We start from the raw sequence: 19973 nt of genomic DNA on the forward strand, positions 1-19973 counted from the left end.
TCAGGAGCCGAGTTCTTCGTCGAGAATGGCGAAGAGCTGGCTTTCGCTGGCAGTGGTGATGTCGTCATCGGCGGACAGGTCGGCCAGGATGTCGTGTAGGCGGCCGGACAACTTGCCCTTGTCCTCGTGGGTCCAGTCGGGTCGGTTGATCAGCTTGTCGAGTTCGCGGGCGAGGTCGTCGAATCGGCGCATCAGATCGGGTTGCGCCGTGGCGGTGGCCAAACGGATGCCGAGATGTTCGGCCAGGGCTGCGGGACTTGGGTAGTCGAAGATCAGCGTGGGCGAAAGAGTCAGCCCGGTCGCGGTTTTGAGCCGGTTGCGCAGCTCGACGGCCGTCAGTGAGTCAAAACCCAACTCCTGGAAGGCGCGGTGGGCGTTGATGTCGGCGGTGCTGGAGCGCCCCAGCACGGTAGCGGCGTTGCTGCACACGACATCGACGAGTTCGCGTTGACGCTGCTCGGCACTGAGCCCGTGCAGTCTGGCCACCAGGCCCGTTGCCGCCGCGATGTTATCGCCGGCATCGGCGTCGCTGATCACTCGTCTCTTGGGGCGAGCGGCCAACTCGCCCAACAGCGGCGGTAGTGCAGCGCTGTTGGACTTGAGCGCGTTGGCGTCCAGCCGGGTGGCCACCACAACGGCGCGGTCGGCCACCACCGCGGCGTCGAAAAGCTCGAGGGCATGTTCGGTTGACACGTTGCCAGCCCCACCCGGCTCATGCGCGCTTTGTCGCGCTCACCAAGATGGCGAGTCATCGCGCTGGCTTGTTCCCAAAGGCCCCAAGCCACCGACACACCCGGCAGGCCGAGCGCGCGCCGGTGAACGGCCAGCCCGTCCAGGAAGCTGTTGGCCGCCGCATAGTTACCTTGTCCGGCGGTGCCGATGATCCCGGCCATCGAGGAGAACAGCACAAAGGCCGACAAGTTGAGGCCGCGGGTCAGCTCATGCAGATTCCAGGCGCCGTCGATCTTGGCCCGCAGCACCGTATCGACCCGCTGCGGGGTCAGTGAAGCGATCAACCCGTCGTCGAGCACTCCCGCCGCGTGAATCACGCCCCGCAGCGGATAGCGTGCCGGCACTTGCGCTAGTAGCTCCGCGACCGCGTCCCGATCGGAGACATCGCAAGCCACCACCGCCGCCTCTGCTCCGGCATCCTGCAATTGGCCGAGCAGCTCGCTGGTCCCTTCGGCCTGCGCGCCGGACCGACTGACCAGGATGACGTTGGCCACCCGATGACGGGACACAACATGGCGGGCCAAGGCCGTCCCGGCCATGCCCGTCCCGCCGGTGATGATCACCGTGCCTCCGGCCAGGGCACCAGCGGGTACCGCACCGGTTTCGTCGGGAAGTGTCAACACCACCGTGCCGATGTGACGAGCCTGGCTGACAAAGCGATACGCCTGCCGAGCCAGCCGCACGTCGAAAGTCTTGATCGGCAACGGTGTCAGGGTTTCGGCGCAAAGCAGTCGGCTCAGCTCGGCCAGCATCCGCGCGATCAGGTCCGGGCCGGCCTCGATGAGATCAAATGCCCGATACCCAACGCCGCGATGCTGTTCGGCCATCGTCTGTGGGTCACGAAGATCGGTCTTACCCATCTCGATGAAGCGACCGCCGGGGACCAACAGCCGAAGCGATGCGTCGACAAATTCGCCGGCCAGCGAGTTGAGCACCGCGTCCACTCCGGCTCCACCGGTGCCGGCACGGAACTTCTCTTCGAACTCCAGAGTGCGCGAGTTGGCGATGTGGTCATCATCAAAACCCATTGCCCGCAACGTATCCCATTTTCCTGGGCTGGCCGTTGCGAACACTTCCAGGCCCCAAAGCTGAGCCAGCTGCACCGCGGCCATGCCCACCCCGCCGGTGGCCGCGTGCACCAACAGCTTCTGCCCAGACCGCACCTCGGCCAGGACACGCAAGCCGTAGAACGCCGTCAAGAACACCACCGGGACACTGGCGGCCGTCTGCAGCGACCAGCCCGGCGGAACTGCGGTCACCAAGCGGTGATCCACCACCGCCTCGGGCCCCACCACGCCGAGCAGCCCCATGACCGCATCGCCGACGGCCACCCCGGAAACGCCGGGCCCGACCTCGGTGACAATCCCGGCGCCCTCAACCCCTAGCTCGCCTCCACCGGGATACATACCCAACGCCACCAGCACATCCCGGAAATTGACGCCCACGGCGGCCACTGCGACCCGCAGCTGTCCGGTCATCAGCCCCGACGGCGCACAGCCGCCCACCCTCACGTCATCCAACGTGCCACCGCCGCCGGTGACCAATCGCCAATTCTCGCCCGGTGGCGGCAACCGCAGCAGTGACTCGGCCGGCTTCAACCGCGCCTGGTAGGCCACGCCCGCACGCACCACCAGCTGCGGCTCACCGGAATTCAGCACCGCGCCCAGTTCGACCGAACCATCGGTATCGACCAGTACGACGCGACCAGGATGCTCGGCCTGCGCCGAACGCACCAGCCCCCACACCGCCGAACCCGCCAGATCGGTCACGTCTTCGTCCGCCAGTCCTACCGCGCCGTGCGTCACCACCGCCAAGACCCCGGGTGGATCGCTGGCCAGCCACGACTGCAACGCGCCCAACGCGCCATCGGTGGCCACATATGTCGACTCCACCGCACCCGCGGACAGCTCGACCTGGGAGGCCAAGTCCCACAACGTCACCGGTATATCGGCGGTGTCGTCGCCGGGCCTGCCCAGCGGTGACCACACGACCTCTAGCAAGCCACCGCCACCGGCCGTGCCCGCCGATGACGTCTGGTCGGACACCGGACGAAACGCTAGGTCCCGCACCGTCAAAACCGGCAGACCTGCCGAGTCGGCGAGTTCCATGACCACCGAGCCGGACCGAGATTGCGCTATCCGGACTCGACAGCGCGAGGCTCCGGCAGCGTGCAACGACACCCCTTGCCACGCGAACGGCAACACCGTTTGGTTCTGCTCCGCGGTCAGCACCAACGCATGCAGTGCCGCATCGAGAAGCGCTGGGTGGATGCCGAAACCGCCGATCTGCGCGCCGGCGTCTTCGGGGAGGGCCACCTCAGCGAAGATTTCGTCCCCCGACTCCCACACGGCCTGCAGACCGCGAAACGCCGGACCGTATTCGTAGCCCCGGGCTGCCAGCCGGTCGTACACACCGCCGAGGTCCAGCGCCGTCGCGCCCTCCGGTGGCCATGCCGTCAACTGCCCCACTGAAGCAACCGCCGCCGGCGCCAGTACGCCTTCGGCATGTAATGACCATTCCGAAAGTGACTGGTCGCCGCGGGAATACACTTCTACTGTCCGGCGATCCGACTGGTCGGCGGGGCCCACCACCACCTGTAGTTGCACTCCGCCGACGGTCGGCAGAACCAACGGCGCTGACAGGGTCAGTTCTTCCACTGCCGCGCATCCGACCTCATCGCCGGCGCGGATCGCCAACTCGACAAAGCCCGCACCCGGGAACAACACCGTGCCGGCCACCGCATGACCCGCCAGCCATGGCTGCAATGCCACCGATAGCTGACCAGTCAAGACCACCCCACCCGAATCGGGTCGCTCCACCACCGCGCCCAGTAGGCCATGCGCGGCACCGGCCTGCCCCAGACCGCCCACGTCGGTACGACCGGCATCGAGCTGCCCCAGCCAGAAGCGGCGATGCTGGAACCCGTAGGTGGGCAGGGCCACCCGGCGGCCGGCGCCGATGATCGAGGCCCAGTCCACCCGCACCCCCGCGACATGGGCTTGAGCGACCGATAGCCAGAATCTTTGCAGCCCGCCGTCGTCGCGCCCCAGCGATGGAATGACGATCGCTTCGCCGGAGTCTTGCTGGCCAGCCAGGGTTTCTTCGATGCCGGCCATCAAAACCGGGTGCGGGCTGGACTCGATGAAGACTTGGCACCCGCTGTTGAAGGCGGTACGGATAGCCCGTTCGAACTGCACCGTCTGGCGGATGCTGCGATACCAGTAGTCGGCGTCCAAGCCCGCGGTATCGGTGAATTCGCCGGTGACCGTGGAGATGAAGGCCGTCGATGTCGATTGGGGCGCGATACCGTCCAGCGCCTCGGCCAACTCGGCACGGATCGCCTCCACCTGAGCGGAATGGGACGCGTAGTCGACGTCGATTCTGCGGGCCCGAATATCGTCCGCCTCACAGCGCCCAATCAGGGCATCGAGAGCATCCACCTCGCCGGACACCACGATCGCTGAAACGCCGTTTACCGCAGCAATACTCAAGCGGTCGCTCCACGACGCCACTAGCTGGCGGGCGCGTTCCAGTCCGCACGCGAGCGACACCATCCCGCCGGCACCGGAGAGCTGCACCAGCAGCTGGCTGCGCCGCGCGACCACCCGCGCCGCATCCTCGAGGGACAGCGCCCCCGCCACGTAGGCGGCCGCAATCTCGCCTTGCGAATGGCCAATCACCGCGTCGGGAAGCACCCCTGCGGAACGCCATAATTCGGCGAGCGACACCATGATCGCCCACAACACCGGCTGCACGACGTCCACCCGATTCAGCCCCGGAGCACCCGGCACCGCCCGCACGACATCGAGCAGCGACCAGGACACGTACTCGGCAAGAGCCTTCTCGCACGGATGCATCTGATCGGCGAACACCGTCGAGGTGTCCAGCAGATCGACGCCCATCCCGACCCACTGCGACCCCTGGCCGGGAAACACGAACACCGTCTTGCCTACTGGCCGGGCACGACCCACGACAACACCGGCGCCTGGCTCACCGTCGACAAAGCCAGCGAGCCCCTGAATCAGCTGCGTCCGGTCGGCGCCCACCACCACCGCCCGATGTTCGAACACCGACCTGGTGGTAGCCAACGACCAGCCCACATCGGCTACATCGAGATCCGGGCGATCACTCACCCACTGCGCCAGGCGCCGTGCCTGGTTGACTAACGCCGGAGCTGACCGCGCAGCCAGTATCCACGGGGTGAGATCGGTTCTGTGCTGTGCGGCAACCTCTTCTGCTGCCGGCGCCTGCTCGAGAATGACGTGAGCGTTGGTGCCGCTGATCCCGAACGAAGATATCCCTGCCCTACGCGCACGCCCGGTTTCCGGCCACGGACGCGCCTCGGTCAGCAACGACACTGACCCCGCTGACCAGTCCACATGCGGCGTCGGCACATCCACATGCAGCGTCTGGGGCAGCACCCCATGCTGCATCGCCAGCGTCATCTTGATGACTCCGGCTACCCCGGCCGCGGCAGAGGTATGCCCCATGTTCGATTTGATCGAGCCCAGCCACAGGGGCTCTTTGCCGGGCCCGGTACGGTCCTGCCCATAGGTGGCCAAAATCGCCTGGGCCTCAATGGGATCGCCCAAGGTGGTCCCGGTGCCGTGGCCTTCGACCACATCCACATCGGCCACGCCCAGCCGGGCACTGGCCAGCGCCGCGCGAATCACTCGCTGCTGTGAGGGCCCATTCGGGGTCGCGAGCCCGTTGGAGGCACCATCCTGGTTGACCGCCGAACCCCGCACCACGGCCAACACCGGATGTCCCAACCGCTGTGCATCGGTCAGCCGCTCCAGCACCAGCGCCCCGGCGCCCTCGGAGAACGCGGTCCCGTCGGCGGCACCCGCGTACGCCTTGCACCGCCCGTCGGCCGATAGCGCCCGTTGCCGGCTGAATTCGATGAACATCGCCGGGGTGGCCATCACGGTTACCCCACCCACCAGGGCCAAATCGCACTCTCGCGACCGCAGTGACTGCACCGCCAGGTGCAAGGCGACCAGTGAGGACGAACACGCGGTATCCACCGACACCGCCGGGCCCTCCAACCCCAGCACATAGGCCACTCGGCCCGACGCCACACTCAACGTCGACCCGCGCAGCCCATATCTCTCGAGGTCGCCGGGCACCCGGCCCTGTCCCCCATACGAGCCGTGGAAGACCCCGACGAACACACCGGTCGGCGATCCGCGCAACGTGGTCGGGTCGATTCCGGTGCGCTCCAACGCCTCCCAGGACACTTCCAGCAACAGTCGCTGCTGGGGATCCATCGCCATCACTTCGCTGGGCGCTATCCCGAAGAATTCGGCGTCAAAACCAGCGACGTCGGTCAGGAATCCACCGCTGCGGGTGTATGACTTACCCACCGCGTCCGGATCGGGGTCGAACAGACTCGCCCCATCCCAGCCGCGATCCGTCGGGAAATCCGACACCACGTCACGTCCGGCGGCCACCATCTCCCACAAGCCCTCGGGAGTCGCGATGCCACCCGGGTAACGACATCCCATCCCGACCACCGCGACGGGCTCTGTGGCTTGGGCAAGGTGGTCACGGTTTTCCCGCTTGAGCCGCTCGTTCTCTTTGAGTGTCTTGCGCAGTGCCGTGATGAGTTCGTCTGGGGTGCTGTCCATACAACGCGCCTTTCCAGCTACTCAGCGAATCGGCGCGAGGGGCGCGCGGCGGCTGGCGTTGTTCCTTTCCGGCTCCTGGCCAAGCACCGGTAGCCCCGTCCTAGATCCCCGATCGAGCAGAAATTCACGTTTGTTCAGTGCCAACGCAGCAGTACTAGTTCGGAACAGAACCCAGGGCCCATCGCCATCATCAGGCCGGGACTCCCGCTGGGCGGCGGTTTGGCAATGGTGTCCCGCAGCACATGCAACACCGATGCCGACGAAAGATTGCCGATCTCGCCGAGCGAACGCCAGGTCAGCTCCAGCGCCTCCGGAGGCAGGTTGAGGCTCTCGGTGATCGCGTTGATGATCTTGGGGCCACCGGGATGGGTGACCCAGGCGCCGATGTCGGTGACGCTGAGGCCGTGGCCGGCCAGGAAGGTGGTGACGTCCTCGGCCACATATTCCTCGACCACATCCGCGATGTCCTTGGACAGCACCAGCTCGAACCCGGCGGAGCCCACGTCGTAGCCCATGGTGCGCAACGAATCGGGATACAGGTGGCTGCACGAATCCAGGATGTCGGGTCCGCTGGCGCCAACCTCTTCGGCCCGTCCGTCTCCGACCGCCACCACCGCGGCGGCACCGTCTGCAAACAGTGCACTGCCGACCAGACCCGCAGCCGAAGGCTTGTATCCCGGGAAAGTCAGTGAACACAGCTCGACGGAGATCAAGGCGGCGATGCCGTTGGGAGCACCGCGCAGATAGTCGTGGAGACGGGCCACACCGGCGGCACCGGCCACACATCCCAGCCCGAACAGCGGTACCCGTCGCACGTCCAGCCGCAGTCCAACGCGTCCGGCGATGCGGGCATCCAACGATGGCACCGCCAGGCCGGTGACCGTGGTGGTGATGAGGACATCGAGGTCTTCGGGCTGCAGGCCGGCCTCGTCGAGTGCCCCCATCAAGGCTTCGACGCCGAGGTCCACGGCCTTGTCGATGAAAATCCGATTGGCCTCACCGAAGTCATTCAGCTTGGGGTACGTCTCCAGCGGCAGCACCAAATGGCGGCTGTTGACCTTTGCGTTTGCGTGTATCTGCCGGACGAGTTCTTCGTAGCCCTCAAAGTCCGGGATGTTGACGAACGTCTCGGTGAGTTCGCGCTGACTGTAGCGATGCGGGGGCAACGCACCAAACACACCTGCGATGACGCTCATCGGTCCCACCCCTTCAACACGAACATCAACGCCGAAACGTTCAATACATTCCCTAGGACACGAAGTTTAGTTCGCGATCGAGGGCCGCAGCGGCAAAATCCGCTCAGCGCATCAGCTCATGGCCCAGCCGAGCAGTGATTTCCCGCACAATTTGAAGCTGCTCGGCGACCCGCTTAGGCGCCGTGCCTCCGCGGGAATCACGTGCGGACACCGATCCCTCAATCGTCAATACGTCGCGTACCTGCGGTGTCAGCTCCGGGCTGATGGCGGCAAGTTCGTCGTCGGTCAACTCCTCGAGGCCGACGCTGCGTTCCTCGGCGGTGCGCACGGCGGCACCGGCGGCCTCATGCGCGGACCTAAAGGGGACGCCTTGTCGTACCAACCACTCTGCGACATCGGTGGCCAACGTGTAGCCCGCAGGCGCCAGCGCGGCCATCCGCTCGACATCGAAGGTCAGGCTCCCCACCAGGCCCGCCATCGCCGGCAGCAGCAGCTCGAGCTGAACCACCGAGTCAAACACCGGCTCCTTGTCTTCCTGCAGGTCGCGGTTGTAGGCCAGGGGCTGGGCTTTCAGGGTCGCCAGCAACCCGGTGAGGTTGCCGATCAGCCGCCCGGACTTGCCGCGGGCCAGCTCCGCGATATCCGGGTTTTTCTTCTGCGGCATGATCGAGCTGCCGGTGGACCACGAGTCGTGCAAGGTGACATAGCCGAACTCGGTCGAGCTCCAGATGATGATGTCCTCGGCCAGCCGGGACAGGTCGACGGCGATCATGGCGAATACGAACGCCGCCTCGGCCGCGAAATCGCGCGAGGCGGTCGCATCGACGGAGTTGTCGGCGGCGGTGGTGAAACCCAGATCCGCCGCGATCGCATCGGGGTCCAAGCCGAGCGAGGATCCGGCCAGCGCACCCGAGCCGTATGGGGAAACCGCCGCTCGTTTGTCGAAGTCCACGATCCGCTCCACGTCGCGCAGCAGCGGATGGGCGTGGGCGAGCAGATGGTGCGCCAGCAAGATGGGTTGGGCGGACTGCAGGTGCGTCTTGCCGGGCATGATGGCCGTCGGGTGCGCGGCCGCCTGATCGCCGAGCGCCGCCACCACCTCGAGTACACCCGTGGCCACCCGGCGCACCGCGTCGCGCAGCCACATCCGGAACAGGGTGGCGACTTGATCGTTGCGGGATCGGCCGGCCCGCAGGCGGCCGCCGAGGTCCGGGCCGACCCGCTCGATCAATCCGCGTTCCAGCGCGGCATGCACGTCCTCATCGGAGACCAGGGGGCCGAAGCTGCCGTCGGCGACGTCGCTGGCCAGGCTGTCCAGGCCAGCCAATAGACCGTCGCGCTGCTCCTCGGTGAGCAGCCCAGCGCGGAAGAGCACCACAGCGTGGGCCCGCGATGCGGTGACGTCGTAGGGGGCCAGGGCCCAGTCGAAATGGGTGGATTTGCTCAGCGCCGCCAGCGCGTCGGAAGGCCCGCCGGCGAACCGCCCACCCCACAGCGATCCCTGATTGGTACTCACTTTTCCTCCGCGAGCTTTTCCTCCGCGAGCAGACACAGAATCGCACCAACGCGCCGGTGCATCTGCGATTTCGCGTCTGCTCGGCAGTAGCGGCTCACTGCAGATCCCGGCGGGCGGAGAGTTTGGACGACAAGCCGTGCACGTAGACGAACCCCTTGGCAGCCGACTGGTCGAAGGTGTCGCCCTCGTCGTAGGTGGCCAGGTTGAAGTCGTAGAGCGACTCCGCGCTGCGCCGGCCGTTGACGGCGATGTGACCGCCGTGCAACACCAGCCGGATCTCACCAGACACGTGCTCCTGGGTCTTGGCAACAAAGCTCTCCAGCGCGGTCTTCAACGGCGAATACCACAGTCCGTCGTACACCAGCTCGGCCCAGCGCTGATCGGTGTGCCGCTTGAATCGGGCCAGCTCACGCTCGAGGGTGACGTGCTCGAGCTCGGCGTGGGCCGTGATGAGCACCATGGCCCCGGGCGCCTCGTAGATCTCCCGGCTCTTGATGCCCACCAAGCGGTCCTCGACGACATCGAGGCGCCCGACACCCTGGGCCCCGGCCCGGCGGTTGAGCTCCTCGATGGCCTGCAGCATCGTGACCGCGTTGCCGTCGATCGACACCGGCATGCCGCGTTCGAAGCCGACGATCACCTCATCGGGGGTGTTCCAGTTGACGGTCGGATCTTCGGTGTAGGAGTAGACGTCCTTGGTGGGCGCGTTCCACAGGTGCTCGAGGAAGCCGGTTTCGACAGCTCGGCCCCACACGTTTTGGTCGATCGAGAACGGCGAGCGCTTGGTGACGTTGATCGGGATCGCGTTCTCTTCGGCGAATGCGATCGCCTTCTCCCGGGTCCAGGCGTAGTCGCGAACCGGTGCCAACACCTCTAGATCGGGAGCCAGCGACGCGAACCCGACCTCAAATCGCACCTGGTCATTGCCCTTGCCCGTGCACCCGTGCGCGACGATCCCACCGCCGTGCTCGCGTGCCGCCTCCACCAGATGCTTGACGATCAGCGGCCGGCTGATGGCCGACACCAGCGGATAGCGGTCCATGTAGAGGGCATTGTTCAAGATGGTGGGCAGGCAGTAGCCCTCCGCGAACTCGTCGCGAGCATCGACCACGACCGCCTCGACGGCACCGCAATCGAGCGCTCGCTGACGCACGACCTCCATGTCCTCGCCACCCTGGCCGAGGTCAATCGCAACAGCCACGACCTCACGGCCGGTCTCCTTGCCTATCCAGCTGATGGCCACCGAGGTGTCCAGACCGCCGGAATACGCCAGGATGACGCGTTCTGACATGAACCAACTCCTTCATTTCGCCGAACCGGCAGCAGTGTATTTCAGGTCCTACTTCAATTTTTCCAAGGCGATTGCCAACTCGGCCCCGGCCATCGGCTCACGAGCAGCCACGAACACAGTGTCATCGCCGGCAATGGTGCCGACCACGTACGGTAGCGCCGCACGATCGATTGCGCTGGCCAAGTAGTGCGCCCCGCCGGGCGGGGTGCGCAGCACCGCGAGGTTGGCGCTGGCATCGGAGGACACCAGCAGCTCACCCAGCAGCCGCGCCAGCCGTCCGGTGCCCCCAGTCACCCCGCGCACCGGGCTACCGTCTTCTGGCACCACGTAGACACCCACCCCGCCATCGGCGCCGCGCAGCTTCACCGCGCCGAGCTCTTCGAGATCACGAGACAACGTAGCCTGGGTCGCCTCGATCCCCTGGACCGCTAGCAACGCGGCCAATTCACTTTGACTGCTCACCGACTCCGTGGACAAAATCGCCACGATTCGGGCCTGCCGACCAGCGCGATTGACACTGATCTCGGGTGCTTGTTTGGCGCCGTTCATCGCCCCCGCTCCAACAACCACACCAGCAGCGCCTTCTGCGCATGCAGCCGATTCTCCGCCTCGTCCCACACCGCGCTGGCCGGACCGTCCATCACCTGGTCGGTGATCTCGTCGCCTCGATGCGCCGGAAGACAGTGCAGCACAACGACTTCGGAATCGGCCGCCGCCAGCAGCTGCTCGTTCACCTGGAATGGACGGAAGGGCTTGACGCGGTCGAGCCCGTCGTCTTCCTGGCCCATCGACGTCCAGGTATCGGTGACCAGGACATCGGCGCCGGCCGCGGCCACGTGGGCGTCAGCGGTGAGCCGCACCGAGGCACCGGTCGTCTCGGCACGCTGCTCCGCGGCGCCAACGACCGACGGGTCGGGGTGAAATCCGTCGGGAGCGGCAACTGTCACATGCATGCCCGCGGTGACCCCGCCCAACATCAGTGAATGCGCCATGTTGTTGGCGCCGTCACCAAAGTAGGACAACCGCAAGCCTTTCAAGGAGCCCCGACGTTCCGTGATGGTCTGCAAATCGGCCAGCACCTGGCAGGGGTGGAACTCGTCGGACAGCGCATTGACCACGGGCACCGTCGCGGTGGAAGCCATAGCCTGCAGGCGATCCTGGCCGAAGGTGCGCCAAACAATGGCATCAACAAAGCGAGACAACACTTTTGCGGTGTCTGGCAGGGTCTCCTCGCGGCCCAGCTGGGTGCTGCGACCGTCGACAACCACTGCATGCCCACCCAACTGGGCGATACCCATCTCAAAGGAGAAGCGGGTGCGGGTGGAATTCTTGTCGAAGATCACCGCCACTCCCCGCGGCCCGTCCAGGGGACGGCGGCTGAACGGTTCCCGCTTCAATTCGGCCGCCAGCTGCAGAACTTCGGCCTGCTCGGCAGGCGACAAGTCGTCATCACGCAGAAAGTGTCGGATCATGCTGATGCTCCCGCGTTGTCCAAGATTCCCGGCAGCGCGGCGACAAAGCCTTCGAGCTGGGGTTCGGTAATGACCAATGGTGGCGCGAGCCGGACAACGTTGGGCGCAGCGCCATTTACCAGGTAGCCGACTTCGCGCGCGGCCACCTCCGCCGCCTTGGCGTGCGGGCCTGCCAGCACAATGCCCAAGAGCAATCCGCGCCCGCGCACATGGTCGATCAACGGATGGCTCAACGACTCGACGCCCTGTTTGAATGTTTTGCCTAGCGTTTCGGCGCGGCGCACCAGACCTTCGGAGGCCACTACCCGCAGCACCGCCAACGCCGCCGCGGCACAAACCGGGTTGCCGCCGAACGTACTGCCGTGCAACCCCGGTGTCAGCAACTCCGCCGCTGGGCCAATGGCCAGACACGCCCCAATGGGCAATCCTCCCCTAGCCCCTTGGCCAGTGTCACGACATCGGGAGTAATGCCGTCATGCTGGTGCGCGTAGAAGGCTCCGGTGCGGCCGATTCCGGTCTGCACCTCGTCGAGCACCAACAGCGCGCCGTGGCGTGCGGTGATCTCGCGAGCCGCCAGCAGGTAGCCCTCCGGCGGCACGACGACACCACTCTCCCCCATGATGGGCTCGAGGAACACGGCGGCAGTCTCGTCGTCGACGGCGGCGGCCAACGCGTCGATATCCCCATAGGGGACGTGAGTAACGTAGCCGGGCAACGGCTCGAACGGCGCTTGCTTGGCCGGCTGTCCGGTGAGCGCCAACGATCCCATCGTCCTGCCGTGAAAACCCTCTTGCGCAGCAACAAGTTTCGTACGACCGGTAAGCCGAGACAGCTTGAACGCAGCCTCGTTGGCCTCGGTCCCAGAGTTGCAGAAGAACACCCGCGCCGGCGCTTCAGCGCCCAGCAGCGTGACCAATTCTTCGGCGAGCGCGATGGTGGGCTCGATGGCATACAAGTTGGAGGTGTGGCCCAACGTCGACATCTGCTGAGTCACCGCCTCAATGACGGCGGGGTGGCGATGGCCGAGTATGTTGACCGCGATGCCGCCCAGCAGGTCGACGTAGTTCTTACCGTCGACGTCGGTAACTACCGCGCCTTCGCCACTGGCCAATGCCACGGGCGGGGTGCCGTAGTTGTTCATCATCACGGCTTCCCATCGGGCCCGCGTGTCTTCGGTATGCGTCATGCGGACACCACCTTGGTGCCGGTCCCCGCATTGGTGAACAGCTCGACCAGCACGCAATGTTCAACACGCCCGTCGATGACGTGCGCGCTGGGCACCCCACCGGTGACCGCCCGCAGACATGCTTCGACCTTGGGGATCATGCCCGCCTCCAGCCTGGGCAATAACTGCTCCAAAGCCGCCGTGTCGATTTCTCTGACCAATGAATCCCGGTCGGGCCAGCTGGTATAGAGGCCTTCCACATCGGTAAGCATCAGAAGTTTCTCGGCTCCAAGGGCTTCCGCGAGGGCGGCGGCGGCGGTGTCCGCGTTGATGTTGTGCACCACGCCTTCGGCGTCCGGAGCCAGTGTTGAAATGACCGGAATCCTATGTGCGGCGATGAGATCCATCAGCGCCGCGGCATTGACATGGTCGACGTCACCGACCAGGCCGATGTCGGTAGCGACACCGTCGACGTTCACACTGCGCCGCACTGCGGTGAACAGCTGTGCGTCTTCACCGGTGACCCCCACCGCATAGGGCCCGTGCGCGTTGATCAAGTTGACCAATTCGCGACCGACCTGTCCGAACAACACCATCCGCGCCACGTCGAGGACTTCCGGTGTGGTGACCCGGAATCCGCCTTTGAAGTCACCCTCGATCCCGAGCTTGCCAAGCATGGCGGTGATCTGTGGCCCACCACCGTGCACCACCACCGGATGAATTCCGCAGTTTCGCAGGAAAGCCATGTCGGCAGCGAATGCTTGCCGCAATGTGTCGTCGGTCATCGCGTTGCCGCCGTACTTGATAACGACAACCCTGCCGTGCAACTGCTTGAGCCAGGGCAACGCTTCGGCCAGCACTTGGGCCTTGGCCTGGGTGGACAACGTTTCAATCGTCATGAGCTGTATGCCGAATTCTCTTCAACGTAGGCGTGGGACAGATCGGTGGTTCGGATTGCCGCGTGAGCATCGCCGACGCCAAGTTCGACGGTGACATAGGTATCGGTGGCCGAGAGGTCCACCTCACGCGCGCCCGGGGCACCAACGCCGTCGATGCAGACGGCAGAGCCATTGAATAGCAAGCTGATTCGATTGGGGTCGAGGGTGATGGGGGCCATCCCGACCGCTGCCAGAACTCTCCCCCAGTTCGGGTCGGATCCGAACAGCGCGGTCTTGACCAAGCTGTCACGAGCGATCACCCGCGCGGCGATCAGTGCGTCCTCTTCTGTGGCGGCGCCCTTCACGGTGACGGTGACGCGCTTGGTGACGCCTTCGGCATCAGCCTGCAGTTGAGCACAGAGGTCATCGCAAACTCGTAGTACCGCCTCATCGAGATCTGCTTGCGACGGCGCTATTTCGCTGGCACCCGATGCCAGCAAGAGCACCGTGTCATTGGTCGAGCAGCTGCCGTCGATGTCGAGCCGGTCGAACGTACGCGCGGTTGCCCTACGCAGCGCCTGCTCGAGTGCCGCCGAACTCGCGACCGCGTCGGTGGTGAGCACACAAAGCATGGTCGCAAGCGAGGGGGCCAGCATGCCCGCTCCTTTGACCATCCCACCGACAGTCCATTTGCTCTGATGATGTAGCGCAACTTGTTTGGCGACGGTGTCAGTGGTCATGATGGCGTGGGCAGCGTCGTCGCCGCCGTGCAGGCCGCCATGCAGCTCATGCACGATGTGTTCGACACCGGCAAGCACCTTGTCCATCGGCAGGCGGTCGCCGATCAGCCCGGTCGAGCAGACCGCGACCTCAACTGCGCCGGTCTCTGTTCCCCAGTCCGACAACGCGGCCGCGACGGCCTCTGCCGTGGCGTGCGTGTCCTGGAAGCCGCCGGGGCCAGTACAGGCGTTTGCACCACCGGAATTGAGGATCACCGCACGTAGCTGCCCAGTCGTTAGCGCCTGCTGCGTCCATAACACCGGTGCGGCCTTGACCTGGTTCCGGGTGAACACGCCGGCGGCTGAGTAGTCGGGGCCTTCATTGAATACCAGCGCGAGGTCACGAGCACCCGACGCCTTGATCCCAGCCGCGATGCCTGCAGCCCGGAAACCCGCCGGGGCAGTAATGCCTTGACTACGCAACAGCCGCCCGGCGCTGACAACTTCAGTCATGTGTGTCACTCTCCCCGCTGCCAGGCGGTAGTCCTTGCTCCCGGTCACTCGGCAACTGGTCGTCGAAGCCGTTCATGGCGCCACCCCGACCACTGAGAGCCCTTCTGTCTCCGGCCAGCCCAGCGCCAGGTTCATCGACTGCACGGCGGCCCCGGCAGTGCCCTTGACCAGGTTGTCGATTGCGGCAATCGCAACAAAGGTCTCGGCTTCTTCATCCACAGCGACCGCTATGTGCGCCGCGTTGCTGCCAATCACGGCACCAGTGCGGGGCAACTGACCCTCCGGCATCAAATAGATAAAAGGTTCTGCCTCATAGGCTTTTTCGTAGGCTGACCGTAACCGAGCGATCGGCGAGCGGGTACGCGCGGTACAGGTTGCCAGAATGCCACGTGAGGTCGGGATAAGAACCGGTGTAAACGAAACGGTGACGTCTCGGTCGGTGACCGCGCGCAAGCCTTGTGCGATCTCGGGAGTATGCCGGTGCGCACCCGCGATGTTGTAGGCCCGGGCCGACCCGATGACTTCCGAGCCGAGCAGGTCGGTCTTGGCGGCCCGGCCAGCCCCCGAGGTACCGCTAACGGCGACCACCGTCACGGCCGGATCGATGAGGCCCTCGGCCACCGCGGGCAGCAGTGCGAGCAGCGCCGCGGTCGGGTAGCAACCCGGAACCGCTATGCGGCGGGTGTCACGCAACCGCTCCCGAGCACCCGGCAATTCGGGTAGTCCGTAGGGCCAGCTGCCGGAATGCGCTGACCCATAGAACCGCTCCCAAGCCGCCGCATCGGTGAGCCGAAAATCGGCCCCACAGTCGATGATCAGAGTTTCTGGGCCGAGTTGATCGGCCAGCGCCGCCGAATGCCCGTGCGGCAAAGCGAGGAATACCACGTCATGTCCGCGGAGCACCTCGAGCTCGGTGGGCTCGAGGATCCGCTGGGCCAGCGGCAACAGATGCGGATGGTGCTCCGCGAGGACGCTTCCCGCGCTGGCCGCTGCGGTCACCGCCCCGATCGTCAGCCGTCCCGAGGTGTAGGCGGGATGCCCCAGCAGAAGGCGAAGGATCTCACCGCCTGCATAGCCGCTGGCACCCGCTACGGCCACCCTGATTGCATCGGTCGCGTGGGCCATTTCGAGGATTTTGCATGGTTATGCAATATTTCGCAAATCCATTCTGGCCTGTGTCGCGACCACGACTTAGCTCAAGGGTAGTCAGCACCAGCTAGGCAGCGACCTGAACTCCGAAACTCGCGTTCAACGCCGCCTGGATGGCGAGTTGAAGATTGGCCAATGCAGCACTGATGTCTCCGGTGATTCCAAGAGCTGCGTTATCCAGGGCACTCACGATGACGCCTCCGGTCTGGGTCAGGCCAACGCTGGCGTTGGCGATGCCTGTCGACAGGGTGACCGCGGCCTGTGACAGCCCGGGCAGACCAACACCGATGCTGGCAACCACAGCATCGCTGAGCGCACCGGTCACCTCTGCCGTGGCGTTTTGCCAGATCATCAGCAGCGATTCGCCCGTGCCCAGCAAGCCGGAAACACCTCCTGCGAGGCTGCTCGCCAAGGTTTCGCCGGTGCCAATCAGACCTAACAGTCCTCCCCCGATCCCCCCTGCCAGGTTTGCACCGGTCTGCGCCAGGCCTGACAACAGCCCCGACGCCGTGTTGGCAAGGCTCGCCGTCAGCGCGGCGCTCAACTCCGCCGACAGGTCACCGCTTAGGCTGGCCGACAACGCAGCCGACAGCTGGGTAGCAAGCTCCGGCAGGCCTGCACCAAAGGCTCCCGCCAGGTTCCCAGCCAGCGACGCGCCGGTCTGGACTAATCCGTTCAACCCGCTATTCAATCCGGCTAGCAGTGCCGGTGCGTTGAAGGCGCCGACAAGATTGGCCGCGACGTTCTGACCTGTCTGGATTAGCGCATCCAGTCCGCCGCCAAAGCTATCCACGAGGTTTCCCGCCAGAGATTGTCCAGTTTGGAGCAAGCCGGTGAAGCCACCGGTGAATCCGGCCATCAGCTCGGGGAATGAGGTGCCAAGACTGGCCTGCAACGCCGCGCTGATCTGGGCCGCCAGCGTCGGCAAGCTGAAACCGCCAACCAGGTTGGCAGCCAACGCCTGACCCACTTCAATCAACGCGTTAAACCCGCCACCAAGGCTGCCCGCCAGGTTGGCCGCTAACGTTTGGCCCGCCTGCACCAGCCCGTTCAACCCACCGGTAAACGCCGCCACCACCTCCGGGAACGACGCACCGAAGCTCGCCTGCAACGCCGCCGACAACTCAGCGGCCAGCGTCGGGAGACTGAACCCGCCAACCAGGTTGGCAGCCAACGCCTGACCCACTTCAATCAACGCGTTAAACCCGCCACCAAGGCTGCCCGCCAGGTTGGCCGCCAACGTTTGGCCCGCCTGCACCAGCCCGTTCAACCCACCGGTAAACGCCGCCACCACCTCCGGGAACGACGCACCGAAGCTCGCCTGCAACGCCGCCGACAACTCAGCGGCCAGCGTCGGCAGACTGAACCCGCCAACCAGGTTGGCCATCAACACCTGCCCGGCCTCCAACAACCCACTCAGGCCACCGCCAAAACTGCCCGCCAGGTTGGCCGCCAACGTTTGGCCCGCCTGCACCAGCCCGTTCAACCCACCGGTAAACGCCGCCACCGCCTCCGGGAACGACGCACCGAAGCTAGCCTGCAACGCCGCGCTAATCTGGGCCGCCAGTGTCGGGAGACTGAACCCGCCAACCAGGTTGGCAGCCAACGCCTGACCAACTTCAATCAACGCGTTAAACCCGCCACCAAGGCTGCCCGCCAGATTCGCCGCCAGGCTTTGGCCCGCCTGCACCAGCCCGTTCAACCCACCGGTAAACGCCGCCACCACCTCCGGCAACGACGCACCGAAGCTAGCCTGCAACGCCGCACTAATCTGGGCCGCCAACGCCGGCAGACTAAACCCACCAACCAGGTTGGCAGCCAACGCCTGACCAACTTCAATCAACGCGTTAAACCCGCCACCAAGGCTGCCCGCCAGATTCGCCGCCAGGCTTTGGCCCGCCTGCACCAGCCCGTTCAACCCACCGGTAAACGCCGCCACCACCTCCGGCAACGACGCACCGAAGCTAGCCTGCAACGCCGCACTAATCTGGGCCGCCAACGCCGGCAGACTAAACCCACCAACCAGGTTGGCAGCCAACGCCTGACCAACTTCGACCAACGCGTTAAACCCGCCACCAAGGCTGCCCGCCAGATTCGCCGCCAGGCTTTGGCCCGCCTGCACCAGCCCGTTCAACCCACCGGTAAACGCCGCCACCACCTCCGGCAACGACGCACCGAAGCTCGCCTGCAACGCCGCCGACAACTCAGCGGCCAGCGTCGGCAAGCTAAACCCGCCAACCAAGTTGGCCGCCAACGTTTGCCCCGCCTGCACCAACCCGTTCAACCCACCCGTGAACGCCGCCACCGCCTCCGGCAACGACGCACCGAAGCTAGCCTGCAACGCCGCACTAATCTGGGCCGCCAACGCCGGCAGACTAAACCCACCTGCCAGGTTGGCCATCAACACCTGCCCGGCCTCCAACAACCCACTCAGGCCGCCACCAAAGTTGCCCGCCACATTCGCGGCCAACGTTCGACCCGCCTGCACCAGCCCGTTCAATCCACCGGTAAATGCAGCAACCAACTCTGGCAGCGACGTACCGAAGCTAGCCTGCAACGCCGCCGACAACTGGGCCGCCAATACGGGAGCGCTAAGGCTGGCCGTCAAGCCGCCTGCCAGGGTCTCTCCGGTCTGGATGAGCGCATCCAGACCGCCGCCCACACTGCCGGCCAGGTTTGTCGCCAAGGACTGGCCCGCCTGGACCAGGCCGGTGAATCCGCTATCGAACGCACCGACGAGGCCGGGCAGGCTGCTGCCAACGGTCGCCGAGATCGCACCGCTTAGCTGAGCGGCGAATTCGGGCAAGGCGCTCCCGAAGTTGGTAAGCACGGTTCCGCCGGTTTGGAAAAGCGCACCAAGGCCGCTGCCGGCGCTACCGATCAGGCTGGTCGTGATGGTCTGGCCGGTTTGAATCAGCCCAGTCAGCCCATTATTGAATCCCGCGATCAGTTCCGGCAGAGCGAGGTTGAAGTTGCCCGACAGGGAAGCCCCAAGCTGTGCGCTCAGTGAGCCACCCAAATTCATTGCCTGGGTGAGGGCCGCCCTGGCTTGAGCGCTCAACCCAGCACCAGCGCCCGCCATGAACGAACCGAGGTTCTGCAAGGCCGGGCCAGCCGACACGATGACCTCGCCGGTTTGAACCAGACCGGTCCCAAGACCGGACACAAGCGCACCACCGGTCTGCAGCGCAAGACCGGAAACTCCGGAGCCGAAAGCTGTCGCGAGGGAGTTCGCCGCTTGAAGAGCCAACTCCGCGCTAAGTCCGGCCGTCAGCCCACCGCTAAATCCGCCGCTGACTGCAGCGGCGGCACTTTCGCCCGCGAGCAGGGCAGCACCGTTGGCTACCTCAGCTTCCACGTACGAGGCCGCAGCACCGCTCAACACCCTGACGAAAGACTCGTGGAACGACGCCGCTTGTGCACTGACTGCTTGATATTCCTGGCCAAAAGTGCCGAATAGCGCTGCTATTGCAGCGGATACCTCATCTTCTCCCGCGGCCGCCAGTGCGGTGGGCGGCACTGCTACTGCCTGAGCGGCCTCCACCAGTGCTGAACGGATTCCTGCCAAGTCCTGGGCTGCCGACTCGACGAGCTCGGGCACAGCGGTCACAAAAGACATGTTCATCATCCCCACGCAGAATGAACGGTCTGTGATCCGAAGAGGCCCGATCTCATCGGCAGAAGAAACGTAATCCGCTGTGGCAGAACTACA

At 65.3% G+C, this 19973-nt stretch carries 9 protein-coding genes and 2 pseudogenes; all 11 read right to left on the bottom strand.

The window, feature by feature from the left end:
* Positions 1–6362 (bottom strand): annotated as a pseudogene (locus tag CKW46_RS17415) (SDR family NAD(P)-dependent oxidoreductase).
* Between the two features lie 134 nt (positions 6363–6496).
* On the bottom strand, positions 6497–7558 hold the full coding sequence (locus CKW46_RS17420) for a type III polyketide synthase (RefSeq protein ID WP_015355956.1): 1062 nt from the start codon (positions 7556–7558) through the stop codon (positions 6497–6499).
* Positions 7559–7661: 103 nt separating this feature from the next.
* Positions 7662–9074, bottom strand: a complete 1413-nt coding sequence (argH, locus tag CKW46_RS17425; protein ID WP_015355957.1) for an argininosuccinate lyase — start codon at positions 9072–9074, stop codon at positions 7662–7664.
* 94 nt (positions 9075–9168) lie between these two features.
* Entirely contained in the window at positions 9169–10365 is a 1197-nt protein-coding gene (locus CKW46_RS17430; protein ID WP_012394209.1) for an argininosuccinate synthase, read from the bottom strand.
* Positions 10366–10413: 48 nt separating this feature from the next.
* Entirely contained in the window at positions 10414–10914 is a 501-nt protein-coding gene (locus CKW46_RS17435; RefSeq protein WP_015355958.1) for an arginine repressor, read from the bottom strand.
* Positions 10911–11837: an ornithine carbamoyltransferase gene (argF, locus tag CKW46_RS17440; protein ID WP_015355959.1), complete on the bottom strand. Its 927-nt coding sequence runs from the start codon at positions 11835–11837 to the stop codon at positions 10911–10913. The genes CKW46_RS17435 and argF overlap by 4 nt, the downstream gene beginning before the upstream one ends.
* Positions 11834–13023: pseudogene (locus CKW46_RS17445) on the bottom strand (acetylornithine transaminase). Before CKW46_RS17445 ends, argF begins: the two are co-directional and overlap by 4 nt.
* Positions 13020–13901 carry an acetylglutamate kinase gene (gene argB, locus CKW46_RS17450; protein ID WP_015355961.1) on the bottom strand — a complete coding sequence of 294 codons (882 nt, stop codon included), beginning with the start codon at positions 13899–13901 and terminating at the stop codon, positions 13020–13022. The pseudogene CKW46_RS17445 and the gene argB overlap by 4 nt, the downstream one beginning before the upstream one ends.
* Positions 13898–15112, bottom strand: coding sequence for a bifunctional glutamate N-acetyltransferase/amino-acid acetyltransferase ArgJ (argJ, locus tag CKW46_RS17455; protein ID WP_015355962.1), 1215 nt, complete (start codon positions 15110–15112; stop codon positions 13898–13900). Before argJ ends, argB begins: the two co-directional genes overlap by 4 nt.
* A gap of 72 nt (positions 15113–15184) precedes the next feature.
* A complete protein-coding gene (argC, locus tag CKW46_RS17460) occupies positions 15185–16237 on the bottom strand; it encodes an N-acetyl-gamma-glutamyl-phosphate reductase (RefSeq protein ID WP_012394204.1) in 1053 nt (350 codons plus the stop codon).
* Positions 16238–16328: 91 nt separating this feature from the next.
* Entirely contained in the window at positions 16329–19880 is a 3552-nt protein-coding gene (locus tag CKW46_RS17465) for a PE domain-containing protein (protein ID WP_482052196.1), read from the bottom strand.
* Positions 19881–19973: the final 93 nt, after the last annotated feature.

Source organism: Mycobacterium liflandii (assembly GCF_022354805.1).
GTDB classification, from domain to species: domain Bacteria; phylum Actinomycetota; class Actinomycetes; order Mycobacteriales; family Mycobacteriaceae; genus Mycobacterium; species Mycobacterium marinum.

Excerpts from the sequence above, each read along its gene's own strand:
- argF (WP_015355959.1), bottom strand. The coding sequence starts at position 11,837 with ATGATCCGACACTTTCTGCGTGATGACGACTTGTCGCCTGCCGAGCAG.
- argB (WP_015355961.1), bottom strand. The coding sequence starts at position 13,901 with ATGACGATTGAAACGTTGTCCACCCAGGCCAAGGCCCAAGTGCTGGCC.
- CKW46_RS17420 (WP_015355956.1), bottom strand. The coding sequence starts at position 7,558 with ATGAGCGTCATCGCAGGTGTGTTTGGTGCGTTGCCCCCGCATCGCTAC.
- CKW46_RS17465 (WP_482052196.1), bottom strand. The coding sequence starts at position 19,880 with ATGTCTTTTGTGACCGCTGTGCCCGAGCTCGTCGAGTCGGCAGCCCAG.
- argC (WP_012394204.1), bottom strand. The coding sequence starts at position 16,237 with ATGGCCCACGCGACCGATGCAATCAGGGTGGCCGTAGCGGGTGCCAGC.
- argJ (WP_015355962.1), bottom strand. The coding sequence starts at position 15,112 with ATGACTGAAGTTGTCAGCGCCGGGCGGCTGTTGCGTAGTCAAGGCATT.
- CKW46_RS17430 (WP_012394209.1), bottom strand. The coding sequence starts at position 10,365 with ATGTCAGAACGCGTCATCCTGGCGTATTCCGGCGGTCTGGACACCTCG.
- CKW46_RS17435 (WP_015355958.1), bottom strand. The coding sequence starts at position 10,914 with ATGAACGGCGCCAAACAAGCACCCGAGATCAGTGTCAATCGCGCTGGT.